At 45.9% G+C, this 23,053-nt stretch carries 21 protein-coding genes and 1 tRNA gene; 17 read left to right on the top strand and 5 right to left on the bottom strand.

Going from position 1 to position 23,053, the window contains the following annotated elements:
- Nucleotides 1-95: 95 nt before the first annotated feature.
- The 17 genes from QUB44_RS00365 (at nt 96) to urtE (ending at nt 17,937) form a co-directional block, all read left to right on the top strand.
- Nucleotides 96-1,211 carry an inorganic phosphate transporter gene (locus QUB44_RS00365; protein ID WP_333361689.1) on the top strand — a complete coding sequence of 372 codons (1,116 nt, stop codon included), beginning with the start codon at nt 96-98 and terminating at the stop codon, nt 1,209-1,211.
- A gap of 139 nt (nt 1,212-1,350) precedes the next feature.
- Nucleotides 1,351-1,692, top strand: a complete 342-nt coding sequence (locus tag QUB44_RS00360; protein WP_333361686.1) for a metalloregulator ArsR/SmtB family transcription factor — start codon at nt 1,351-1,353, stop codon at nt 1,690-1,692.
- Nucleotides 1,693-1,796: 104 nt separating this feature from the next.
- Nucleotides 1,797-2,501 (top strand): MIP/aquaporin family protein, encoded by a 705-nt coding sequence (locus QUB44_RS00355; protein WP_333361683.1) that lies wholly within the window; start codon nt 1,797-1,799, stop codon nt 2,499-2,501.
- 7 nt (nt 2,502-2,508) lie between these two features.
- On the top strand, nt 2,509-3,165 hold the full coding sequence (arsH, locus tag QUB44_RS00350) for an arsenical resistance protein ArsH (RefSeq protein WP_333361682.1): 657 nt from the start codon (nt 2,509-2,511) through the stop codon (nt 3,163-3,165).
- Between the two features lie 36 nt (nt 3,166-3,201).
- Nucleotides 3,202-3,597: an arsenate reductase, glutathione/glutaredoxin type gene (gene arsC, locus QUB44_RS00345; RefSeq protein ID WP_333361681.1), complete on the top strand. Its 396-nt coding sequence runs from the start codon at nt 3,202-3,204 to the stop codon at nt 3,595-3,597.
- Nucleotides 3,598-3,799: 202 nt separating this feature from the next.
- Nucleotides 3,800-4,786, top strand: coding sequence for an arsenosugar biosynthesis radical SAM (seleno)protein ArsS (arsS, locus tag QUB44_RS00340; RefSeq protein ID WP_333361680.1), 987 nt, complete (start codon nt 3,800-3,802; stop codon nt 4,784-4,786).
- Between the two features lie 99 nt (nt 4,787-4,885).
- Complete coding sequence (locus QUB44_RS00335; protein ID WP_333361679.1) at nt 4,886-5,611, top strand: TVP38/TMEM64 family protein; 726 nt, start codon at nt 4,886-4,888, stop codon at nt 5,609-5,611.
- Nucleotides 5,612-5,900: 289 nt separating this feature from the next.
- Nucleotides 5,901-8,471 carry an ATP-binding protein gene (locus tag QUB44_RS00330; RefSeq protein ID WP_333361678.1) on the top strand — a complete coding sequence of 857 codons (2,571 nt, stop codon included), beginning with the start codon at nt 5,901-5,903 and terminating at the stop codon, nt 8,469-8,471.
- A 244-nt stretch (nt 8,472-8,715) separates the two neighbouring features.
- Nucleotides 8,716-9,615, top strand: coding sequence for a methyltransferase domain-containing protein (locus tag QUB44_RS00325; RefSeq protein ID WP_333361677.1), 900 nt, complete (start codon nt 8,716-8,718; stop codon nt 9,613-9,615).
- A gap of 150 nt (nt 9,616-9,765) precedes the next feature.
- Nucleotides 9,766-10,494: an HAD family phosphatase gene (locus QUB44_RS00320; protein WP_333361676.1), complete on the top strand. Its 729-nt coding sequence runs from the start codon at nt 9,766-9,768 to the stop codon at nt 10,492-10,494.
- A 120-nt stretch (nt 10,495-10,614) separates the two neighbouring features.
- Nucleotides 10,615-10,687 (top strand) — tRNA-Ala (locus QUB44_RS00315).
- Between the two features lie 550 nt (nt 10,688-11,237).
- On the top strand, nt 11,238-12,557 hold the full coding sequence (urtA, locus tag QUB44_RS00310; protein WP_333361675.1) for an urea ABC transporter substrate-binding protein: 1,320 nt from the start codon (nt 11,238-11,240) through the stop codon (nt 12,555-12,557).
- 493 nt (nt 12,558-13,050) lie between these two features.
- Nucleotides 13,051-14,205, top strand: a complete 1,155-nt coding sequence (locus QUB44_RS00305; RefSeq protein ID WP_333361674.1) for an ABC transporter permease subunit — start codon at nt 13,051-13,053, stop codon at nt 14,203-14,205.
- A 27-nt stretch (nt 14,206-14,232) separates the two neighbouring features.
- Complete coding sequence (gene urtC / locus QUB44_RS00300; RefSeq protein ID WP_333361673.1) at nt 14,233-15,375, top strand: urea ABC transporter permease subunit UrtC; 1,143 nt, start codon at nt 14,233-14,235, stop codon at nt 15,373-15,375.
- A gap of 186 nt (nt 15,376-15,561) precedes the next feature.
- Complete coding sequence (locus QUB44_RS00295; protein WP_333361672.1) at nt 15,562-16,290, top strand: TIGR00266 family protein; 729 nt, start codon at nt 15,562-15,564, stop codon at nt 16,288-16,290.
- A gap of 129 nt (nt 16,291-16,419) precedes the next feature.
- Entirely contained in the window at nt 16,420-17,166 is a 747-nt protein-coding gene (gene urtD / locus QUB44_RS00290) for an urea ABC transporter ATP-binding protein UrtD (protein ID WP_333361671.1), read from the top strand.
- A gap of 72 nt (nt 17,167-17,238) precedes the next feature.
- Nucleotides 17,239-17,937 carry an urea ABC transporter ATP-binding subunit UrtE gene (gene urtE, locus QUB44_RS00285; protein WP_333361670.1) on the top strand — a complete coding sequence of 233 codons (699 nt, stop codon included), beginning with the start codon at nt 17,239-17,241 and terminating at the stop codon, nt 17,935-17,937.
- A gap of 93 nt (nt 17,938-18,030) precedes the next feature.
- On the opposite strand, the gene QUB44_RS00280 is transcribed toward urtE, so the two are convergent.
- The 5 genes from QUB44_RS00280 to QUB44_RS00260 form a co-directional block, all read right to left on the bottom strand.
- Nucleotides 18,031-18,387 carry a type II toxin-antitoxin system mRNA interferase toxin, RelE/StbE family gene (locus QUB44_RS00280; RefSeq protein ID WP_333361669.1) on the bottom strand — a complete coding sequence of 119 codons (357 nt, stop codon included), beginning with the start codon at nt 18,385-18,387 and terminating at the stop codon, nt 18,031-18,033.
- Nucleotides 18,380-18,634 carry a hypothetical protein gene (locus QUB44_RS00275; RefSeq protein WP_333361668.1) on the bottom strand — a complete coding sequence of 85 codons (255 nt, stop codon included), beginning with the start codon at nt 18,632-18,634 and terminating at the stop codon, nt 18,380-18,382. Before QUB44_RS00275 ends, QUB44_RS00280 begins: the two co-directional genes overlap by 8 nt.
- A gap of 16 nt (nt 18,635-18,650) precedes the next feature.
- Entirely contained in the window at nt 18,651-19,376 is a 726-nt protein-coding gene (locus QUB44_RS00270; protein WP_333361667.1) for a pentapeptide repeat-containing protein, read from the bottom strand.
- 66 nt (nt 19,377-19,442) lie between these two features.
- Nucleotides 19,443-19,919, bottom strand: coding sequence for a chemotaxis protein CheW (locus tag QUB44_RS00265; protein ID WP_333361666.1), 477 nt, complete (start codon nt 19,917-19,919; stop codon nt 19,443-19,445).
- 214 nt (nt 19,920-20,133) lie between these two features.
- Nucleotides 20,134-22,944 carry a hybrid sensor histidine kinase/response regulator gene (locus QUB44_RS00260; RefSeq protein WP_333361665.1) on the bottom strand — a complete coding sequence of 937 codons (2,811 nt, stop codon included), beginning with the start codon at nt 22,942-22,944 and terminating at the stop codon, nt 20,134-20,136.
- Nucleotides 22,945-23,053: the final 109 nt, after the last annotated feature.

The following is a 23,053-nucleotide window of genomic DNA, read 5'->3' as shown; positions in this document are numbered from 1 at the left end:
AGGCAACTGTGTCTATATAATCAAATTCTGTGCTGTAGCGGCCCGGGCCAAAAACAGTTTTAAATAAACCACACTTATTTTGAGTAATAGATAGAATGTTACTTATTGCGCTATTTCTCGCCACCTTTTTTTTAGCATACTGCAATGGTGCTAATGATAATTTTAAAGGCGTGGCGACACTGTTTGGCAGTCAGACGACCAACTATAAAACAGCAATTGGTTGGGCAACAATCACAACTTTTGCAGGTTCAGTATTTTCTATTTTTATAGCACAAACCCTGGTAAAAAGCTTTTCGGGAAAAGGGCTAGTTCCAGACGATATCGCCAATGGCACAGATTTTCATTTGGCAGTCGCGATCGCTGCGGGTTTAACCGTTATTCTTGCTACCTTAACTGGATTCCCTATTTCCACAACTCACGGTCTTACAGGTGCTCTTGTCGGTGCAGGTTTAGTAGCAATTGGTACTCAAGTTAATTTGACTGCATTGCAGAAAAATTTTCTAATGCCTTTGTTGCTGAGTCCCATGATTGCTATTCTATTAGGAGCTTTAATTTATGCGCTGTCTCGCTACCTGCGAGTTTATTTAGGAATCCAGAAAGAATGGTGTATTTGCGCTGGTCAAATTCAACAGATTATTCCCATTCCCCAGCCCGATGCAACTAACATACTGAAGTGCATCACAACCGCTGATGTCGCGGTCGATTCTCTAGATAAATGCACGCAAAGGTACCGGGGAAATTTCTTACAAATTCCCAGCCAAAAATTAGTGGATGTTTGCCATTTTATGAGTGCTGGAATAGTCAGTTTTGCCAGAGGATTGAACGATACTCCGAAAATTGTTTCGCTGATGTTAGTCGGTCAATCAATATCAGTTCAGTGGGGAAGTTTAGCAGTAGGTTTGGGAATGGCGATAGGCGGTTTATTGAATGCTAAAAAAGTTGCCGAAACAATGAGCAAAAAGCTTACAGTAATGAATACAGGTCAAGGGCTTGTGGCAAACTTAGTGACGGGATTTTTAGTTATTGCTGCCAGTCGCTATGGACTTCCAGTTTCTACTACCCATGTTTCGGTAGGCTCAATCTTTGGTGTAGGATTGATTTCAAAAAAAGCTAATGTGCGCGTTTTCTATCAGATTCTACTATCATGGATCTTGACCTTGCCAATTGCTGCTGCAATCAGCGGCTGCGCTTACTGGGTGTTGCATCGGTAAGAGAATTAATCGTTAGTCTTGGAAGAGAAAGAGTTCGCCGTTGATTTGAGATTGTCATCAAAGGATAACCCGATCGCATCTAACGGTAAAAACCAGAAATCGCGCCGGGAGTTTTTGAATAAAAATTTAAGGGTAATTTATGGTTAAAAATTCTCCGATCGCGCCACTTGTTGCAGATAAATTGATTGCTGCTGGCTTTCACGCTCTTTCTGACCCCCTGCGGATTCAGGTTTTGGAGTTGCTGCGGGAACAGGAGTTGTGCGTGTGCGATTTGTGCGATCGACTTTCTGTCCCTCAGCCTAAACTCTCTTTCCACCTCAAAGCCTTGAAGGATGCAGCTTTAGTCCGCAGCCGCCAAGAAGGCCGCTGGATCTACTACAGCCTCAATTTAGCTCAGTTTGTCGCCCTCGAACAGTACCTCGCCGAATACCGCCGCTTCAGCCAGATCCTGCCGGCGCGCCCCTGTTCCGACGCGGGTTAACCCATCAACATTTCTTAATCACTCAAATACTGATAGGGCTTCTTTGAGGATTGACATATCAATTTTTATTGATATGATGGGATGGAACCAATTAGTTGAGAGCGATGGATGCAACAGCTCAGAGGTTAGGTTGTGCTCGGCCAGATTGCAGGCGAGAGGCGATCGCCGAATTTCTAGGTACATTTATTTTGGTTTTTGCAGGCACCGGTGCGGTGATGGTTAACAAAACTAGCGCTGGTTCCGTAACTCATTTAGGCGTCAGTTTTGTATTTGGGGCAGTAGTAACTGCGATGATTTACGCCCTAGGACACATCAGTGGCGCACACTTTAATCCAGCGGTAACTTTAGGGTTTTGGGCGAGCGGTTTTTTCCCAAAATACAAAGTTTTGCCTTACGTTTTAGCGCAGTGTGCGGGTGCGATCGCAGCTTCTCAACTGCTGCTAATTACCCTAGGAAAAGTAGCAAATCTCGGTGCAACTATCCCTCTCAATGGTAACTGGTTGCAGTCTCTAATTTTAGAAACTGTTTTGACCTTTATCTTAATGTTTGTTATCCTCGGTTCGGGATTAGATAGACGCGCTCACATCGGCTTTGCCGGGATAGCAATTGGCTTAACTGTAGGATTAGAAGCTGCATTTATGGGGCCGATTACCGGAGCGAGTATGAATCCGGCACGGTCTCTGGGCCCGGCTTTAATTGGCGGTATTTGGAACCACCATTGGGTTTACTGGGTTGCTCCGATTTGGGGAGCACAATTAGCAGTAGCAGTTTATCGGGAAATATCTAACGGATTTCGGGATTTTAATTGAAAGTAGCATGACAAGTTTTACGCACAAACCGAGAATTTTGTTTTTATACGGCTCTTTAAGAGATCGTTCTTACAGCCGCTTGTTGGCGGAAGAATCGGCTCAAATTATTGAGGGCTTCGGTGCAGAAGTTCGATTTTTTAATCCTCTAGAACTGCCGATTTATGGTAGCGTTCCCGATACGCATCCGAAGGTTCAAGAATTACGGGAATTAAGCCTGTGGTCGGAGGGTCAAGTGTGGTCTAGTCCAGAAATGCACGGCAATATTACCGGCATTATGAAAAATCAAATTGACTGGATTCCTTTAAGTATTGGGGCTGTCAGACCGACTCAAGGCCGAACTTTGGCGGTGATGCAAGTTAGCGGCGGTTCGCAGTCTTTTAATGCTGTCAATACTTTGAGAATTTTGGGTCGCTGGATGCGGATGTTTACGATTCCGAATCAGTCTTCGGTTGCTAAGGCTTATCAGGAGTTTAACGATGATGGGACGATGAAGGATTCGCCTTATCGCGATCGCGCGATCGACGTAATGGAGGAACTGTACAAGTTTACCTTGCTGTTGCGGGAGCAAACCGACTATTTGACCGATCGCTACAGCGAACGCAAGGAACAAGCAGCTAAAGAGGCGATCGCCCTAGCAAATCGCGCCCTTGAAACATCTAACTAACAACTAACAACTAACAACTAACAACCAACAAAAACCATGAAAAAAGTAATGTTTGTTTGCAAAAGAAACTCCTGCAGATCGCAAATGGCAGAAGGATTTGCTAAAACCATCGGAGCCGGCAAGATTGGAGTCACCAGTTCCGGGTTAGAATCAAGCAGAGTTCATCCGACAGCAATTCAAGTCATGTCAGAAATCGGCATTGACATCACCGATCAAACATCCAACCCATTAAGGGAATTCAATGCAGAAGACTACGACGCCGTAATTTCTCTCTGCGGCTGCGGTGTGAATTTACCCGAAGCGTGGGTATTGCGAGAAGTGTTTGAAGATTGGCAACTCGACGATCCCGACGGACAGCCCATCGAAACTTTTCACCGCGTTCGAGATGAAATTAAAGCACGAGTTGAAACATTAGTTGACTCTCTAAAGTAAGATTAATCGTCCTACACGCACGGGTGGTCAGAAACCGGGTTTTTTTCCCAGAAGACGCTTTACATCCCGCAAAAACGGCAAAAAACCCGGTTTCTTGGGTTTTGATGCGTCCAGAACTATTAGAATTAGTGCTAAATTATGAGAGGCGTTCCGTCGGAACGCCTCTAAATCCGTTGCGAGCAGAGACTAAAAAGTTTAGCACATGATTCAGACAGCAGTCACGCCTTTCAAAAACAAAATTAACTCAGCTTTAACTAAAAAGCAGATTACAGTTTTACAAATAAATCTCGGCAAACGCTGCAACCTCGCTTGCACTCACTGCCACGTAGAAGCTAGCCCGAAACGAACAGAAGAACTTTCCCCGGAAATTTGCGACCAATTAATTGAAATCATTCGCCGCTTTCCTCAAATTCAAACTGTTGACCTCACCGGCGGTGCTCCCGAAATGCTTTACGGTTTTAAACCGCTAGCGGAAGCTGCCAGGGCTGCAGGTAAAGAGGTAATTGTTCGTTCTAATTTGACGATTTACTTTGAAAAAGGTTTTGAAGATATTCCCGAATATTGCGCGCAGAACCTACTCAGAATTGTGGCGTCGCTTCCCTGCTACCAAGCTGACAATGTGGACAAAATGCGCGGCAACGGTGTTTTTGACAGTTCGATTCGGGCGCTGCAAAAGCTAAATCAGTTGGGATACGGGAAAAACCCAAATTTAACTCTGGATTTGGTGTACAATCCACAAGTGCCGGCAACAGACAAGTTTTCGCTAACACCGGAACAAGGCAAGTTAGAGCAAGATTACAAGGTTTATTTAGCCGAACATTTTGGGATTTGTTTTAATCAATTGTTCGCGATTACTAATTTGCCGGTGGGACGGACTAAGTTTCATTTGGAACATAAGAAACTTCACAAGCCTTATCTGGGGTTTTTGGAGGATAATTTTAATCCCGGTACTCTGGAACATTTAATGTGTCGTAACGAATTGTCGATCGACTATTTGGGCAATGTCTACGACTGCGATTTTAACCAGATGGAAAATCTGCCGGCGAAAACTGGCAGCGGGGAAAAGATAAATACTGCTAAATTGCTCGAATCTGGCAGTTTAGATGTGATTCAAGAGGTGCAAACGGCTGCTTATTGTTACGGCTGTACGGCGGGTAGCGGTTCTAGCTGCGGTGGTACTTTGATTTAATTTAAGGGAAAAGTTGCGCTTTATTACAAAGTTTTTTAGCGCTAAAGCGCAACGACAAACCTTACGGTGTATGCAATGAATGAATGGGGAGTTTAGGTAATGAATGATTCGCGATCGCCTGATGAAAATCCGCCGCCATCCAACAGGTGGAAGCTGATTTTAGGGATTGGTTTAGCTGTGGCTTTAATTGCAGCGACCAGGTTTTTTAACTTCCAAGGAATTCTGAAAAATGCCTTGGAGTCGATCGCGAGTCTCGGCCCTTGGGGCCCGGCAGCTTTTATTCTAATTTACATTGTAGCAACGGTTCTATTTATCCCCGGTTCTTTGCTGACTCTCGGTTCTGGCGTTTTGTTCGGAGTCGTTGGCGGTTCGGTTTGTGTTTCCATCGGCTCAGTTTTAGGCGCAACTTGCGCTTTTTTGGTAGGGCGGTATTTAACTCGCGACTGGGTTTCCAAACAGATAGAGGGCAATCAAAAATTTAAGGCGATCGACTCCGCAGTTGCTTCTGAAGGATGGAAAATTGTGCTGCTGACGCGACTTTCTCCCATTTTTCCGTTTAATTTGCTGAACTATGCTTTTGGAGTCACGCAGGTATCTTTAAAAGATTATTTTTTCGCATCTTGGATCGGCATGATTCCCGGAACTGTCATGTATGTTTATATCGGTTCCCTGGCTGGGAGTTTGGCTGCACTTGGATCTAGCGGGCGATCGCGCACTGCTGCTGAGTGGACTCTCTACGGCATTGGTTTGCTAGCAACGATCGCCCTCACCGTTTATGCAACCCGCTTGGCAAAAAAAGCTTTAGACGAAAAAATTTCCCCTTGAAACCACAGCGCAAATTAGTAAAATTGTCAATAAGTATTTACCTCTACCTTATAATACATTGCTAATTTAAAAAAGTCCGTGTTTTCTCTGTGTTATTTATAATTATTTTGTTATACAAACGATATAGATATTAAAGATATCGTAAAGCTGTTACCTCAATTAGGTAAACAGAAGGTCAAAATATAAAGCTGATGCCAAAATAGAAGGCAAGCGTGCGATCGGAATCAGAATTGTTTGCAGTCAGGAACGCAAGTCATATCATTTTAAATTTGAGATTTGAGATTTGAGATTGGGAATCACTGATGCCTACCAGGGTTGGGATCACCGGCCTACAGTTGCATTATTTTCTGAAACTGGTCTCACGACTTGGCTGATATTAATTCTGCAAAATGACCAATACCGTTTGAGGAATTTGATTCGGAGAGAACATTTGATGATGCAAAACCCAGCAAATCAAGCCGGATCTGTGTCTGCGCCGCCACCACACCAAACAAAAAAGCTACGCCACTTTTGGGACAACATCAGCAATTCTGCTCAATCGCAGTGGCAGCAAGCGCACAGTCTTTGGCAACACAGACGGCAGCGCCGCCATTTGCTGACCCTGCTAATTCTGGGTACCACCGCTTTAACCATTAGCACAACTGCTTGCATCAGCTATTTTTTTGTGCGCGGACTAATTCTCGACAATTTAAAGCAAATAGCACTATTAAAACTAGAAAAAGGCACCGATGAAATCGACCGCTGGCTAAGCAGCCGCAAAGCAGAAATAGAAACCATTGCTTACGATCCTACGGTTGGCACTCTCAATTGGCAATTAGTCGAACCCCGGTTGCAAGGAGAAATCTACAGGTTAAAAGAGTATTTCATCCTGTCATTAATTCAACCCGACGGCTCATTTATCAACACTCTAGGCAACCGCGCCAACGCCAAAGACCGCCAACACTTTCAAAAAGCAATGGCCCGGCAGCTCAACGTTTCCGACCCGCTGATAGGCCGCAGTACAAAAGTTTCTACGATTATTATTTCAGCTCCTATTTGGGCCTTTCCTCCCGCTCCCAATAAAGTAATTGGAGTCCTCTCAGGCAGCATTAAATTAGACCGAGTAACATCTGTCGCTAACAGCTTGCTGTACGGTTCTGACAGTTATGCTTTTGCGCTCAATTCACAAGGAGTGCCAATTGTTCATCCCAACAATAACTTAATCGGAAATATCGACCAGGAGGCCCCAAGCTTTTTACAGTCAAAAGACCCCGCTCTCTCCACAATTGCGCGGCAAATGATCAACCGCCAGACGAACATCGAACTGGTCAAAATAGATAACAAATGGGTGTATGTGGCCTATGCTCCCCTCAAGGAAGTTAACTGGTCGATGGCTTTAGTAATTCCCCGCGAAAATATTGAATCCCAACTGCAAGCATTAAATTTGCTGACATCCGTAGTCGCCGGACTGCTCGTCCCGGCAATGCTAGCAGCAATTTGGCTAATTTACTCCTCCGAAAACAATCGCGCTCAAGCGGAGCGAGAAGCCATGCTCAACCGGATTGCTGGACGCATTCGCGCTTCCCTGGAATTAGACAAAATTGTGCAAAGTACAGTTGAAGAAATAGTAAGCTTGCTGCACCTAGAACGGGCGGCTTTTGGTTGGTACAAACCGCAAGAAAAAACGTTACAAATCCTGTGGGAATGTTGCCCATCTCATTCTGCGACACAAGGAATAAAGTTTGAGTCTTACTTTCTCGAAAATGTGTTAGTACGGAGTGGTCAAGGCGAACCAATTATTCTTTCGAGCGACACTTGGGCGAAGGGTGTAACTCAACCGCCGGAACTTAAAGCTAATAGCTATTTAGCCGTACCTGTCCAGACTCAGAACCAGCCGCAGGGTTATTTAATTTGTAGCCACGCTACTCATTGGCTTTGGAGCCGGGAGGAAATCCAACTGTTAAAAGCTGTAGCAGACCAATTGGCGATCGCAATTACTCAAGCTCACCTTTACAGTCAAACCCAAGACCAAGTAAAGCTGCTTAATAGTGCCTTAAATGAACTGAAAAAAACTCAAACTCATTTAGTGCAGAGCGAAAAAATGTCATCCCTCGGTCAAATGGTGGCTGGAATAGCGCACGAAATCAACAACCCCGTTAACTTCATTTCGGCTAATTTGCCTCACACTAGCAAATATACTAAAGATTTATTAGAATTGGTGAGTTTATACAAAGAAGCCTTCCCAGAGGTTCCCCAGGAAATCGAAGATTTTAGCGAAGAAATAGAGTTGGAATTTATTGAGGAAGATTTGCCACATATATTGAATTCCATGAAAATAGGAACCGAACGCATTCGCAGCATAGTTCTTTCTTTGCGAAACTTTTCTCGCCTGGATGAATCTGACAAAAAGCTGGCGGACATTCACGAAGGTATAGAAAATACCTTGCTGCTGCTATCTAACCGCATCAAAAATAGAATTTATATAGTCAAGAAATACGGAAAAGTGCCTTCAGTCGAGTGCTATCCCTCTCAGCTCAATCAGGTGTTTATGAACTTGCTGAGTAATGCGATCGATGCTTTGAACGAGATCGATCGCCTGGATAAAATTATTACTATTTCCACAGGAGTAGTTCGCGAACATGGCGGTAAATTTCTGAAAGTGGCGATCGCCGACAACGGCCCCGGCATCCCCGACAGCGTTAAAGACCAAATTTTTAACCCATTTTTTACTACTAAAGAGGTGGGCAAAGGCACGGGTTTGGGGTTAGCAATTAGCTACAAAATTGTAGTAGATGGACACGGCGGCAGCATCAAAATTTCTCAACCTCCGGGCGGGGGTACGGAGTGTTTGGTAAAAATTCCTATTACTAACGGGAAGTAATACGATTATAGATTATAGATTTGAGATTTGAGATTGGGGAATGACTGATGAAATAAGAGTTTAGATCGGGTCTATAGTTGCATTTTTTAAACTCGTATAAGCAGGAAGTGGGAAAGGAAGCCCACGGATTTTGTAACGGAGGTAATGGATAGAGGGAAGAGGGAAGAGGGGCTCAACACTTTTAATTAATGCTAAATTTACGGCCGTTGGCTAAAATTAGAAGAGTTTTTGTTAAAGGTGTTTTATGGCTGTTGGCAAGGATACAATTTTCGAGCGCTTTTTGTCGCCCCTGATTCGACTGGCGATCGACGAAGAAGCACTGAAACGACTCTACGAAGGTATCGACTGGGAAACAGCGGGCGATCGCTACCGACAACCGAACTTAGTTTATCCCGAATATTACACCAGCCAAAACTTTCACGGCATTAAACGCGGCTACCTCAACCCCAGTGCCGCCGTTTCCTACGATCCAATCACGCAATATGTTTTGCCTCCCCACGAAACAGTCGTCAGGCAAGGTTTAATTGACGCTGTGCGGGTGAAACCGCGCCGAATTATCGATTTGGGATGCGGCACCGGTTCGACAACCCTCATGCTCAAGCAAGCCTTTCCCGAAGCGGAAGTTGTCGGCTTGGACTTGTCGCCTTATATGCTGGTAGTTGCCGACATGAAAGCGCAAAAAGCCGGCTTAAATATCCAATGGTTACACGGAAATGCCGAAAGCGTTGCTTTTGGCGATGCCAGCTTCGATTTAGTCGCAGCTTCCTTGCTGTTTCACGAGACGCCGCCTGCTGTATCGCGGGCAATTTTGCGAGAAAGCTTCCGGCTGCTGAAGGTTGGGGGACAAGTGGCAATTTTGGACGGAAACCAAAAAACTTTGCGGCAGACACAGTGGCTGACTGATATCTTTGAGGAGCCTTATATTAAGTCTTACGCGGCTGGCAGCCTCGATGCTTGGGCGGGGGCGGCTGGATTTGCGGCGGTGCAAACTCACGAACACTGGTGGACTAATCAGGTGACGCAGGGCGTGAAACCTTTGCCGGGGGAAGATTTGGAACAGGCAAAGGTGGCGAGGGGGTGGAATTGGGGCGATCGAACTCCTGATTTTGATGGCGATTTACCAGGCATTCCAGCTCCCGCTTGATGTATTGTTGAGGTGTATTTTTCGCCCTTTGGGGGCGGGTTTTATAGATGGTTAGTTTTAGGTTGAGATGGTTGGTAAAACCCGCCCCTACTAACTTGCTAATGACTGATGATTAATGACTAATGACTAATGACTACTGACTAATGACTAATGACTCTAAAAGCAGTTTTATTTGATTTTAATGGTGTGATTGTTAATGACGAGCCGATTCACGAGAAAATAATCGATCGATTGATGCTCGATGAAAATCTCCAGCTCAAACGTGGGGAGGTTCGAGAAGTTTGTTTAGGAAGGAGCAATCGCGCTTGCATTACCGCACTGCTCGAGCGCCGGGGACGATTTCTGACAGAAACATACCTCGATCGGCTGCTGCGGCGCAAGGCCGAAGCTTACAAAGCTCAAATAGATACTTTGGAGAAACTGCCGATTTATCCGGGTTTGGCAGAATTTATTGACAAAATTCGGGTTGCCGGACTGAAAATGGCCGTAGTTAGCGGGGCCATGCGATCGGATATAGAATTGGTGTTAGATCGGGCCGGTTTGGCAGCAAACTTTGAGTTAATTGTCGCAGGCGACGACTTGACGGCGAGCAAACCAGCACCCGATTGCTATCTATTGGCTGTGGAACTTCTCAACCAGAAATATCCTGACTTTAAGCTGCAACCGATCGAGTGTTTGGCGATAGAAGATACTTTTGCGGGGATTGAAGCGGCGAAAAAAGCGGGGATTCAGGTTGCGGGTGTGACTCACACTTACCCGTTTCACATGATCCAGCGCCAAGCTAATTGGACGGTGGACTATTTTGCTGATTTAGAGTTGGATAGAGTGGCCGCACTTTGCTCGATCGCCCCCACTGAGTCAGCGGCAGAAAACACTTGACCTTTTTAGCAGTTACGTGCTAGTGTAGGTGACGGTCTGCGAACGTGAGAGCCAGCAAGACCTGTAAGCCTTTTAGATTCGGCAATCCGGCATCTAAAATGCTAAATTAAAACTCAATCAGGGGAATTAGCTCAGTTGGTAGAGCGCTGCGATCGCACCGCAGAGGCCAGCGGTTCGAGTCCGCTATTCTCCATAAATCAGGGGCATTTCTACAGGTGACGATCGCACTTCGCTTTGAGTTCAAAGCGAAGTGCGATCGTCACCTGCTTTGACACAAGCCTATGTTGGGCGATCGACCCGGTTGCGGCCTAAGTTTTAGCATCAAGAACCTGTGGAGAGTGAGAAACCTGCTTTCTATTTTGTGCGATCGACCCGGTTGCTGCCTAACTGGTAGCATCAATAAGATAATTTATGTAAAGAAACCGGGTTTCTAATTACACACTAATTGCTGAAAAGACGTATTTTGGTGTCTAAACCCGGTTTCCCAAAAAAATCCGGTAAGCCCGTGATCCCCACCCTGATGTCATCAGTCAATCTAAAATCTAAAATCTAAAATCTAAAATGGTATCAGCCCGGTTTCTGCCGCAGTTGCCTTCAAACCCCACAAAACATTCATTTTCTCAAAAACAATAAGTTTTGTAGCTAAAAATACAACAGTCTGCTGAAGCGAGTCTTAATATCAAGTCGCTATGTGTTATTATTCTCAATCATCTGACTCATCTATTCAAGAGTAACAAGAAAAAATGACAAAGCGATTCGATCGACGGAAATTTCTTTTATACGGTTCTGCTACCCTCACATCAAGTTTATTTCTAAAAGCTTGTAGAACTCCCACTCCAACAGGAACTCCCGCCGCTTCTCCCACATCAACAGGAACTACACCAGCCGCAGCCGGGGGCGGAAACACGATCAAAGTAGGAATTTTGCATTCCTTGAGCGGCACGATGTCAATCAGCGAAAAAAGCGTTGTCGATGCCGAACAATTAGCGATCGAAGAAATTAATAAAGCTGGGGGTGTCCTCGGAAAACAAATCGAAGCAGTCATAGAAGATGGCAACTCAGACTGGCCGACTTTTGCCGAAAAAGCCAAAAAATTGATCGACCAAGATAGAGTTGTCACCGTCTTCGGATGCTGGACATCCGCTAGCCGCAAAGCAGTATTGCCGGTATTTGAAGAAAAAAATCATATGCTTTGGTACCCCGTACAATACGAGGGTCAAGAGTGCTCCAAGAACATCTTTTATACCGGGGCGGCGCCGAACCAGCAAATCGAACCAGCAGTTGACTGGCTGCTAGAAAATAAAGGGAAAAGATTCTTCTTAGTCGGGTCGGACTACGTTTTCCCCCGCACGGCAAATACCATTATCAAGGCACAGCTAGCAGCCAAAGGCGGCGAATTAGTTGGGGAAGATTACATTCCTTTGGGCGGGACAGAAGTCACGCCAATTATTAGTAAAATTAAGGCTGCTTTACCAGACGGCGGCGTCATTTTCAATTCCCTCAACGGCGACAGCAACGTAGCATTCTTCAAACAGTTGCAGGGTGCAGGTTTGGGCCCGGACAAATATCCGTCAATGTCGGTCAGTATTGCGGAAGAAGAAGTAAAGGCGATCGGCGTAGAATATCTTAAAGGCCATTACGCCGCCTGGAATTACTTCATGACTGTGGAATCTCCGGCCAATACAAAATTTGTGGAAGCTTTCAGGGCAAAATACGGCAAAGATAGAGTGACTAACGACCCGATGGAAGCAGCTTACATCATGGTTTACCTGTGGAAGCAATCTGTCGAAAAAGCAGGGACAGCCGACGATTTGGAAAAAGTACGGGCAGCCGCTTTGGGTCAAACCTTTGACGCACCGGGGGGCACAGTAACGATGGATGTTAACCATCACCTTTCTAAATTTGTGCGCTTGGGCGAAGTGAGAGACGACGGTTTATTTAACATCGCTTTTGCTACGCCAGCAGTAGTGAATCCGGTGCCTTGGAATCAGTTTGTAGCTGAAACAAAAGGCTTTGCTTGCGATTGGTCAGACCCCGCAAAAGGTGGCAAATTCAAAGCTTGATAAGTAGGTAATACCAATTTTGTTAACGTTAGCAACGTATCTTTTATCCCCCCCAATGGCGTATTTTTAAACCCGGAGATCCCCCCCGGCCCCCCCTTAATAAGGGGGGAGTAAGAGCATTCTTGCGTCACCCCCTACTCCCCTTAATAAGAGGTAATATTATGTCCGGTCGATTACCCCTAATACGGTAGGGGCGGGTTCACGAAAAATATCTGCCAATAATTAACAATCTCAAAAACCCGCCCTTTTAATCGCGGTCACTCGATCGGACATGATATAACTGGAGTCTTCAAATTCCCCCTTAATATAGGGGAAGTGGAGGCTTCAAAGTCAACCCCTACTCCCCTTATTAAGGGGGATTTAGGGGAATCGAGATACTGACTCTAAGCATTTTTTATATAAAACTAGACGCTTAAGTTGACACCAATGGGGTAAAATCCGCCCATAATAATCCGCGAACAAAGTTAACAGACTTGATGCAGGAGGAACAAAATTGGCGATATTAGATGGTTTATTTAACGGCATTAGCATCGGCGCTGTTTTATTAATTGCAGCCCTGGGATTAGCGATTATTTTCGGGCTGATGGGCGTGATTAATATGGCTCACGGCGAGTTGATGATGCTGGGGGCTTATACAACTTTCGTGGTGCAAAATGTCTTCAAAGGTATTGGAGGATTTGCTTTTGAAACATACATTTTATTTGCAATTCCCCTAGCTTTTTTAGTAGCTGCATTGGTAGGATTAATTCTCGAACGCGGAGTGATTCGCTATCTTTACGGGCGGCCGCTAGAAACTCTGCTGGCAACTTGGGGTGTAAGTTTAATTTTGCAGCAGTTTGTCCGCAGCGTCAGTTGGGTGCTGGTAATTGGGATTGCGGTGTTTTGTTTGCTGTTTTTTGGCGGTTTGCGGTTGCTGAAATCGCGCCTGGATTTCGATCGCATTCGCAACAACATTATTGCCCTAATTTTGCCTTTATCTTTGGGTATTTCCTGGGCGGTGAGCGCTTTTTTAGGGCAAACTTACAAACTGGCAGTAACTCAACCTTGGTTTGGCGCTCAAAATGTGGATGTAACTGCACCGAAATGGTTGCGGGGTGGCATACCGCTGGGCAATTTTCAGTTGCCCTATGCCAGAATTTTTATTATTGTGCTGACAGGAATTTGTTTGGCGGGAATTTACCTATTTTTGCAAAAGTCTGTGTGGGGATTGCGGATTAGATCCGTGACGCAAAATCGCAGCATGAGTGCGTGTTTGGGAATTCCTACCGAACAAGTAGACGCGCTGACTTTTGCTTTGGGTTCGGGGTTGGCTGGTGTGGCTGGGTGCGCGATTAGTTTGATCGGTTCGGTAGGGTCAAATACTGGACAAAATTATATAGTCGATACCTTTATGGTGGTGGTTGTGGGCGGTGTCGGCAAGATTGTGGGGAGTGTAGTTGCTGCGATCGCGATCGGCACTGCCAATTACCTGATCGGTTCGGGAACCTTAGCATTAATGTTCGCTCCTATCAAGCCTTTAGCCGACTTCTTCACATTTTTCGCCACAACCAGCATGGCAAAAGTAATGGTATTCGCCTTAATTATGGCTTTTCTGCAAGTGAAGCCGGGAGGGATTTTCCCGCAAAAAGGGCGGACGGTAGAAAATTAAAAATTACAACTGCGAGTGTAGCGAAAAATGCAGAAAAAACATCAAAAACCCTGGCTAAAAGAAGCAGCAATTGTTAGCGCGATCGCCCTCACATTCATATTCCTGATCCCAGGAATACTTCCAGACGTTCGCCTCAATCAATTGGGGCGATTTTTAGCACTAGCAATTGCCGCCCTCGGCATAGACTTGATTTGGGGATACACGGGTTTGCTTAGTTTAGGGCATGGGGTGTTTTTTGCGATCGGCGGCTACGCTTTCGCCATGCACCTAAAATTGCAAATTCCCCCAACCGCCAGCAGTCAATTGCCAGAATTTATGAACCTCTACGGCGTTACCGAACTCCCCTGGTTTTGGCAACCATTTTATTCATTTCCCTTTTCAGCATTAGCAATAGTTCTCATCCCCGCCATCTTGGGCGCACTTTTAGGTTATTTAGTATTCCGGAATCGAATTCGAGGCGTTTACTTTTCAATTCTTACCCAAGCAGCAACCATTGTATTTTTCAACTTCTTTAACGGTCAGCAAAAACTGATTAACGGAACCAACGGACTCACCGACTTTAAAACCCTGTTCGGAGCCACAGTAAATGACCGAGATACTCAATATATTTTCTACATTCTCACCATACTATTTCTAGCAGCAACTTACGCCCTGTGTCGATGGCTGACCAGCGGGCGTTTCGGCCGCCTGCTAGTAGCAATTCGCGACGACGAAGTGCGCCTACGTTTCTCAGGTTACAATCCCACAGGCTACAAAGTTTTAGTCTTTGCAATTTCCGCCGGTTTAGCCGGGATTGCAGGCGCATTATTTACCGTACAAACCGGAATCATTTCGCCAAAAGCAATGGATATTGCCTTTTCAATTGAAATGGTAATCTGGGTCGCAGTGGGAGGTCGCGCCACATTATCGGGAGCAATATTGGGAACACTGCTAGTCAACTTTGGCAAGAGTTTCTTGAGCGAACAGTTTCCCGAAGTGTGGCTATTTTTCCAAGGCGCGCTATTCCTAATAGTAGTCACAGTGCTGCCCGACGGCTTAGTCGGATGGCTGCAACATCAAGGTTTCGACCAAATCCGCAGCTTGTTCAGAAGACCGAAGTACGCATCTACTTATCCCAGCCTGGAACAAGACCCGCAAGTGCAGCTCGAAAAAGAAGAACTTGAACATTGATTGCAAAAATATCGTGTAATTTATAAGTAGGTGGAAATAAAATAATTTCACTGGCAAGAGACAAACAAAACAATCCCAATAAACTTGGGAAAAGCTGCGTTTCTCTCTGAGGAGACGCAATATATATGTCCACCTACTTAGATATCCCTAGCAAACAGCTTTGTTCTTGAACTTGAGGGTCAACATATGGCAGATATTATTGACTACAAAATCTACGGCGACGATTTGCAACTCATCGAGATTGAACTCGACCCCAAAGAAGGCGTCAGGGCGGAAGCTGGAACCATGACATACATGGAAGGCGACATCCAAATGCAAACATCCACAGGCGGCGGCTTATTTCAAGGTTTCAAACGAATGCTGACAGGAGCGGGTTTTTTCATTACCACCTTTGTCAACGCCGGAAATCGTAAGGCCCGCGTCGCTTTTGCCGCCCCCTATCCGGGTAAAGTAATTCCCCTCGATTTAGGCCAACTTGGCGGTAAATTTTTGTGTCAAAAGGACTCATTTCTCTGTGCGGCAAATGGCATTGAAATTGAGGTAGCTTTCACCAAGCGACTAGGTGCCGGTTTCTTTGGCGGAGAAGGTTTTATTCTGCAAAAATTGCAGGGTGACGGGCTAGCTTTTGTTCATGCGGGAGGAACAATAGTTGAGAAAAATTTGGGAGTTGGCGAAGTGTTGCGAGCGGACACTGGTTGTTTGGTAGCTTTTGCGCCGACTGTAGATTACGATATTCAGTTTGTTGGCGGGTTTAAAAATGCTCTATTTGGCGGCGAAGGCTTGTTTTTAGTCAAGCTAACCGGGCCTGGAAAAGTGTATTTGCAAAGTCTGCCGCTCTCGAAGTTAGCTGAGCGAATTATGGCTGCTGCTCCACCTCCCATGTCGAGCAGTTCTAGCAGTTTTAGTGTAGAGTAAACAGCCGGGAAGAAGGAGAAATTATGGTGCCACAAAAGGCGAGAAAATCTGCGTAATAAGGGATGATATTTGCGCTTAGCACCTACAAGGGGTATCGGTTGTTGTCCATTAGTGACTTAATTGCTAATCATGAATAAAAAAGTCTTAGAAATCGAAAACTTGACTGTGAGTTTTGATGGTTTTAAAGCCATCAACGGTTTGAATTTTAGCATGGATGCGGGCGAACTGCGCGTTATCATTGGCCCTAACGGTGCGGGGAAAACAACTTTTCTCGATTCAATTACCGGGAAGGTGCAGCCGACAGAGGGCAGGGTGTTATTTAAGGGACAAAATTTACGCAAGTTGTCGGAAGATAGGATTTCGCGCTTGGGAATTGGTCGCAAGTTTCAGACGCCGCGAGTTTACTTGAATTTAACGCCACGCGAAAATTTGGAATTGTCTTGCAGCCGCCATAAAAATGTTTTTTCGACTTTGTTCCAGCCTGCTTCGGCTGCTGAAAAACGCACGGTTGCGGGTTTGTTAGAAACAATTGGTTTAGTTGCTAAAGCTGATATTTCGGCGGGTTTGCTTTCTCACGGGGAAAAGCAATGGTTGGAAATTGGAATGTTGGTGGCTCAATCTCCTGATTTGTTGTTGGTAGATGAACCTGTGGCGGGTTTGACGGATGAGGAAACGATGTTAACTGGAGAGTTGCTAATTTCGCTCGCCGAAAGTCATTCGGTGTTAGTGATAGAACACGATATGGAGTTTGTGCGGCAAATTGCGCGGCAGGTGACGGTGTTGCATCAGGGTGCGGTTTTGTGTGAGGGGACTATGGATGAGGTGCAAAATGACGATCGGGTAATTGAGGTATATTTGGGAAAACCTGAAGAATAGTTATTAGTCAACAGTCAACAGTCAACAGTCAACAGTCAACAGTCAACAGTCAACAGTCAACAGTAAATAATTATGCTACAAGTCTCTAATTTGAATGTTTATTACGGCGAAAGTCACATTTTGCGCGATGTGGATTTAAGCGTAAATGCGGGGCAAATGGTTTGCTTGATCGGCCGCAATGGTGTCGGCAAAACTACTATGCTAAAAACGATTATGGGGTTGCTGCAACCCCGCAGTGGTACTATTGCTTTTGGCGGAGAATCTATTGCTTCTAAGTTGACTCACCAGCGGGCTAGATTAGGAATTGGTTATGTGCCTCAAGGGCGTGAAATTATTCCACGTTTGACGGTTAAAGAAAATTTATTGTTAGGTTTGGAAGCGAAACCAACCAAAACCAAAAATCCTGAAGTTCCCGAGGAAATTTTTGATTTATTTCCTGTTTTGAAAACTATGCTCGATCGCCTGGGAGGTGATTTGAGCGGGGGACAGCAGCAGCAGTTAGCTATTGCTAGGGCTTTGATGGGTGAGCCGCAGTTGCTGGTTTTGGATGAGCCTACGGAGGGGATTCAACCGTCTATTATTTTAGACATAGAAGCTGCGGTGCGCCGTGTGGTTGCGACTAGGGGAATTTCTGTTTTGTTGGTGGAGCAACATTTGCATTTTGTGCGGCAAGCTGACTGGTATTATGCTATGCAAAAAGGCGGGATTGTGGCTTCTGGAAGCACTAGCGAATTAAGTGATGAGGTGATTCAGAGGTTTTTGGCTGTTTGAATAGAATTGAAGGAAGGCACGACACAGATTTTGACGATGACAGCGAGCGCCTCAAAGAGCAAGAAGGGCAAGCGTTTAGATTTGAAAAATGGCTTATTCGTCTGGGTTCGCTTGGTATTCTGCGATCGCAGTTTGGATTTCCTCGGCGGAGACATTTGCTTGTTCTGATTTCGAGTAAATCAGGTGTAAAACAACTTGAGTCGGTGATTCAACTTGATAAATCAAGCGATAACCGCCGCTCTTACCAACTTGGGAATCACTGTTTTTAGCCCGGACTTTGTAAACGGTGTATTGAGTCCCTGTAATCTGGTCTCCTATGAAGTTTCCTTGGATAAGCTCATCAAGGACTGGCTGAATATCGGTTTGAATTTGGCGATACTTTTTAGCGAGTCCTTTGAGGCGACGTTTGAAGAGTACCGTGAATGTGACTTGGACTGACATATCAGACATTGATACCGTTCCAGAGTTCCGATATGGGAAAGGTTTGTCCCGCTTTGGCTTGGTGGAGGGAGGCTTTCAGATCGGCGAGGATTTGCTCGTTGGAGTCGGTATCTGAGTCAAAATCTGAGTCGAAGTCTGGGGCGATCGCGGATTGTGTCCGACTGGTCAAAAATTCCAGAAATGCCAGCGTTTGCTCTAAAAGTGGCTCAGGAGTCCGTTCGATCGCTTCGAGAAGGCGTTGTTTAATCGGCGACATAAGACTACCTCTATTATTAATTATTTTTTCTGCCGTCTGGCATTGTGGTGCCGGCCATGCTTGCTCGATCGATACTAGCGCCATCTATATTAGCATTGCGGAGGTTGGCATCGGAAAGATTGGCATCTCTCAAGTCGGAAAATCGCAAGTCTGCACCGTCTAAATTTGTCTTTGTCAAGTTAGCTTTTCTGAGGTTAGCGTTGCTGATTCTCGCTCCTACTAATTCGGCTCCGCTTAAGTTTGTGCGAGCTAGATTGGTGTTGACAAAATCTGAGATCTCGAAGCGACTACCGCTGAGGTTGGCATCTGATAAATCTGATCCTGTAAGGATGGGATTTTTTAAGTTAATGTTAACTAATTTTACGGCTCGGAGGTCGCAGCGGGAGCAGCTTTGAGTTAGCAGCAGCGTTTCGACGTTGGCGTTGATTTGGTCGATTTGTTGCTGGGAGAAATTTTCGGCAAATTCTGGGGAGACGTAGCCGAGGTTTTTGGGGTCGGCTGCTTTTGGTTGGGGTGTTTGTATTGGTTGCGGTGTTGGGATTGGTTGCGGTGTTGGGATTGGTTGGGGTGTTTGTGGTTGCGGTGTTGGGATTGGTTGCGGTGTTTGGATTGGTTGCGGTGTTGGGATTGGTTGCGGTGTTTCTATTTGCCCGATCGCACTTAGTTGCAGCCCCACCTTCGGCAGTTCGAGAATTGCTGCAAAAATTAGTAGGGCGATCGACATGATTGTGAGTTTTTTCATAAATTTCTAACTTTTTGTTTGCCAAAATACCATTTATATGGTATGATACCTCGAAAAGTGAACCCCCTACATTTCGCTAAATAGATCGAAATTCAGATAAAAAACTTCGGAACCATCAGGTGCGCGAATTAACTTTTCTATTACCGGAGGCAGTTGCTGTTGACGGTACAATTCGGGAATCTCGCAGAAGCTTTCTTCGGTAATTTCCAAAATTTTTGGCATATCAGGAAGGGGAATCCCTAACCTATCGCTTTTATTTAAGGTACAAATAATCAGGTATTTGCACTCAGCAATACTCGGACTGCTGGGAAAAATTTTGGATAAATTAATTAGGGTAATCAGTTCTTCTTGATGCCGCAGTAAACTATTACCGTTAGGTAAAAGACCGTAGGCCTTAAAATTTTTAACAATGCGCTCCACTCGTTCAATAGGAACAGCATAGTAAATATTTCCAAGTTCAAAAGAAACAAATTTTTTAGGAGCAATTCTAACAGTGGCTTGTTTCTTGCTCCGAAAGCGGCGATTGTAATTGGCGTGAGTCATTCGATTTTAGATTTTAGATTTTAGATTTTAGATTGAAGATTATTGGATTGAAGATTGAAGATTGAAGATTATTTGATTGAGAAGTGAAAATTATTGGATTTTAGAAAGTGATTGGGCTGCGTAGTTTACCACTATTATTCGCTGGTGTAATTACTTTTTGCCTAAGTTTTGTTTGAGATTAGGGATTATTTGATGGGAAATTTGAGATTGTGAATTAAATTCTTGAGTGGTGGATTAATTTGGGGATAGCTTGTAAAAGTTGGGCTTCGCTGTAAGGTTTGGTGAAGTATTGATTTGCGCCTAATTCCATTGCCATTTGCCGATGTTTTTCCCCGCTACGGGATGTCAGCATGGCTACGGGAATCTTAGCAAACCGTTCGGTCGATCTGATCGATCGCAACAATTCAAATCCATCCATCCGGGGCATTTCAATATCCACGATCGCCAAACTGCAATCAAGACCATTTTGCAACTTTTCCAGGGCATCCACGCCGTCTTTAGCCTGTACCACCCGGTAGCGAGCACGAGTCAGCGTCAGAGACAGCAACTGGCGAATTGTATAGGAATCATCCACTACCAAAATCTGCGGTGACTGACTCGAACTCGGCGGTATCTCCTCCACTTTACCGGAGACAGCGGCGATCGAGCTATTTACCACAGGTTGGCCCACCAAATCGTCCACATCCAGAATATTCACCACCCGCCCGTCCCCCAAAATCGTAGTCCCCAAAACGCCGCGAGGCTTCGAGAGTGGCGGTGGCAAAGGTTTAACCACAATTTCCTGCTGACCGATCAGCCGTTCCACGGCCACCGCCAGCATTCCTTCGGTAGAAGCCAAAACCAGGACAGGAATTTCGTCTTGGGTCAAAGGGTCAGGAGAGGGGGCATCCGGCCCGACGACGCTGTATTCGAGCAAATCTTGCATCCTCACCAAACGAATAAATTCCTCCCGCCACCACAGCATCGGCTGATTGCCGGCAAGGTGAACTTCCGAGGCTTTAATGTGCAGAATTTCCTCGACTGCATCCAGCGGCACTGCTATTTTATTGTGATCGGTCTTCACCATCAAAGCATCAGTAATCGACAGCAGCAGTGGCAGTTTAATGATAAAACTCGTACCTTTTCCCAGCCGAGAGTCTACCTTCACAGTCCCCCGCACAGCCCGCAAATTTGTTCGCACCACGTCGAGCCCGACTCCCCGCCCCGAAAGGTCGCTGACCCCTTCTGTAGTGCTGAAACCCGGCCAAAACAGAAAATCGTAGAGTTCGGCAATGGAAAATTCTTGAGCTTGTTCCTCCGTCGCCAAACCCTTTGTGACAACTTTACGGCGAATGATTTCCGGGTCAATGCCTTTGCCGTCATCGGCGACAGTAATAATAGTTTGGCCGCCTTGGTGGCGGGCTTCTATTTCTATTTGACCGCTGGCCGGCTTGCCGCTTGCTTGCCGAACTTCGGGCATTTCGATGCCGTGGTCGAAAGCGTTTCTCACTAAGTGTATTAAGGGATCGCGCAAAGCATCGAGCAAACTTTCGTCTATTTTGGTATCTCTTCCCACTAGCAGCAGGTTGACATCTTTATCGTATGTGAGGCACATTTCCCGCAGCGCTCTGGGCAAGTGATCGACGGCGCGACTGAAACTCACGACTCGCAACTGCATGACGCGGCTGCGTAGTTGTTCGGTAATGCGGCGCAGTTGGTCGGTACTGCGCTCGAATTTCATGGCTAAGGTGTCTAATTTGGTGGCGGAGTGAGAAATTGCTTGGGCAGTTTCGATCACTTCGGCGGCTGTCGAGTGGAACTCTGTATAACGATCCATCTCTAAGATATCGAAGTGAGCATGAACCGGAGAGGATTTGCCGTTAGCAATCACGGGGAACTCTGTTTCTGCAGCAGCAAGTTTTCCCAATCCAGAGTTCCCGTTTCCCCCTCTCCACTCTGCAAAGCTCAGTCTGTCGTATTCTTCTCGCAACTGACCGCCGAATTGGCTTAAATCTACGATATTGCGGCGGATGCGCTTGACTTCGCCGCGCAGTTCGGATTCTTGAAGTTCTAAATTTGTACGGTTGATGACTAATTCCCCGACTAGATTCACCAATTCAGTTAAGCGTTCTAAGTCTACCCGGATTGTCGGCCTTTGCGGGTTGGCGACTGGGAGAGTCGGGGAGGGGGAGATTTCGGGGGGAGTGGGAGAGGGGGAGAGTGGAAGAGGGGGAGAAGGGGAGAGGGGGGGAGTGGGGGAGATTTCGGGGATGTCGATCGCCCTTCCTTCCAATATTTGTTGGCGTGCGGTTTGCAAGTTTTGGGCGATCGCCCAACCCTCGGATTGCAAACGTTGTAGAGTCAAGTCAGGAGACTCGATCAAAGCGCTGAGGGCTGCGGCGACTTTCCCAAAATCCGGCAATTGCAGCATTCCAGCCAAACCGGAGAGTTGGTAGTAAACCTGGTTGAGGGCGGTGACGCTTTTTGCCAAATCTGCCTCGGAAGCTTGGGAAAGCTCGGTTTCTAGGCGATTGAAGAGTGCCGGCACTTGCTGTTCAAAAATCAGTTTCAGGGTGTCGGGGGCGGGCGATGGGCTGGCTGCGGGGACTGGCGGCTGTTCTGACTTGCCGTACTTAGCCTGGAATTGGGCGAAAATTTGGGCGATCGCCTCCAAGTTTTCCGTTTGATCCGGAGTTGTGACATCGGAGTGTTGAACAGATTCGATCGTAATCTTTTTGAGAGCATCCACGCCTTGCAGCAAAACACTCACAGTAGTCGGTTCCAGAGCCGACAAGTCTGTGCGATCGCGCAAAATGACAAAACAATCCTCCAGCGTGTGAGCCGCCGCCGATACGTTTTGAAAGCCCAACATCGAACCTGCACCTTTAATCGAGTGCGCCGCCCGAAACATTTCTTTAACTGCCGCTTGTCGCTCTTTCAAACCCGCAGCTTCCATCGCCAGCAGATTCGTCTCCATTGACTGGAGAAACTCTTCGCATTCTGCGGTAAAAGCATCTATTAATTCGTTTAAATCGTCATCATTCATATTAGTTTGTTGTCTGTTGTCTGTTGACTGTTGACTGTTGGCAGTTAACAGTTTTCTGTGGGCAGTTTTTTATATATGTACCCCGTTATTTAACTGTAATTGTTGTCAG

Origin of the sequence: Microcoleus sp. AT3-D2 (assembly GCF_036705715.1) — a bacterium.
Classification (GTDB): Bacteria; Cyanobacteriota; Cyanobacteriia; order Cyanobacteriales; family Microcoleaceae; genus Microcoleus.
The sequence above is the reverse complement of the archived record's forward strand: the minus strand, read 5'-3'. Positions and strand labels throughout refer to the sequence as shown.

Bases quoted from the DNA above. Each gene is read 5' to 3' on its own strand.
- QUB44_RS00365 (WP_333361689.1), top strand. From the start codon at position 96: ATGTTACTTATTGCGCTATTTCTCGCCACCTTTTTTTTAGCATACTGC.
- QUB44_RS00360 (WP_333361686.1), top strand. From the start codon at position 1,351: ATGGTTAAAAATTCTCCGATCGCGCCACTTGTTGCAGATAAATTGATT.
- QUB44_RS00355 (WP_333361683.1), top strand. From the start codon at position 1,797: ATGGATGCAACAGCTCAGAGGTTAGGTTGTGCTCGGCCAGATTGCAGG.
- arsH (WP_333361682.1), top strand. From the start codon at position 2,509: ATGACAAGTTTTACGCACAAACCGAGAATTTTGTTTTTATACGGCTCT.
- arsC (WP_333361681.1), top strand. From the start codon at position 3,202: ATGAAAAAAGTAATGTTTGTTTGCAAAAGAAACTCCTGCAGATCGCAA.
- arsS (WP_333361680.1), top strand. From the start codon at position 3,800: ATGATTCAGACAGCAGTCACGCCTTTCAAAAACAAAATTAACTCAGCT.
- QUB44_RS00335 (WP_333361679.1), top strand. From the start codon at position 4,886: ATGAATGATTCGCGATCGCCTGATGAAAATCCGCCGCCATCCAACAGG.
- QUB44_RS00325 (WP_333361677.1), top strand. From the start codon at position 8,716: ATGGCTGTTGGCAAGGATACAATTTTCGAGCGCTTTTTGTCGCCCCTG.
- QUB44_RS00320 (WP_333361676.1), top strand. From the start codon at position 9,766: ATGACTCTAAAAGCAGTTTTATTTGATTTTAATGGTGTGATTGTTAAT.
- urtA (WP_333361675.1), top strand. From the start codon at position 11,238: ATGACAAAGCGATTCGATCGACGGAAATTTCTTTTATACGGTTCTGCT.
- urtC (WP_333361673.1), top strand. From the start codon at position 14,233: ATGCAGAAAAAACATCAAAAACCCTGGCTAAAAGAAGCAGCAATTGTT.
- QUB44_RS00295 (WP_333361672.1), top strand. From the start codon at position 15,562: ATGGCAGATATTATTGACTACAAAATCTACGGCGACGATTTGCAACTC.
- urtD (WP_333361671.1), top strand. From the start codon at position 16,420: ATGAATAAAAAAGTCTTAGAAATCGAAAACTTGACTGTGAGTTTTGAT.
- urtE (WP_333361670.1), top strand. From the start codon at position 17,239: ATGCTACAAGTCTCTAATTTGAATGTTTATTACGGCGAAAGTCACATT.
- QUB44_RS00280 (WP_333361669.1), bottom strand. From the start codon at position 18,387: ATGTCTGATATGTCAGTCCAAGTCACATTCACGGTACTCTTCAAACGT.
- QUB44_RS00275 (WP_333361668.1), bottom strand. From the start codon at position 18,634: ATGTCGCCGATTAAACAACGCCTTCTCGAAGCGATCGAACGGACTCCT.
- QUB44_RS00270 (WP_333361667.1), bottom strand. From the start codon at position 19,376: ATGAAAAAACTCACAATCATGTCGATCGCCCTACTAATTTTTGCAGCA.
- QUB44_RS00265 (WP_333361666.1), bottom strand. From the start codon at position 19,919: ATGACTCACGCCAATTACAATCGCCGCTTTCGGAGCAAGAAACAAGCC.
- QUB44_RS00260 (WP_333361665.1), bottom strand. From the start codon at position 22,944: ATGAATGATGACGATTTAAACGAATTAATAGATGCTTTTACCGCAGAA.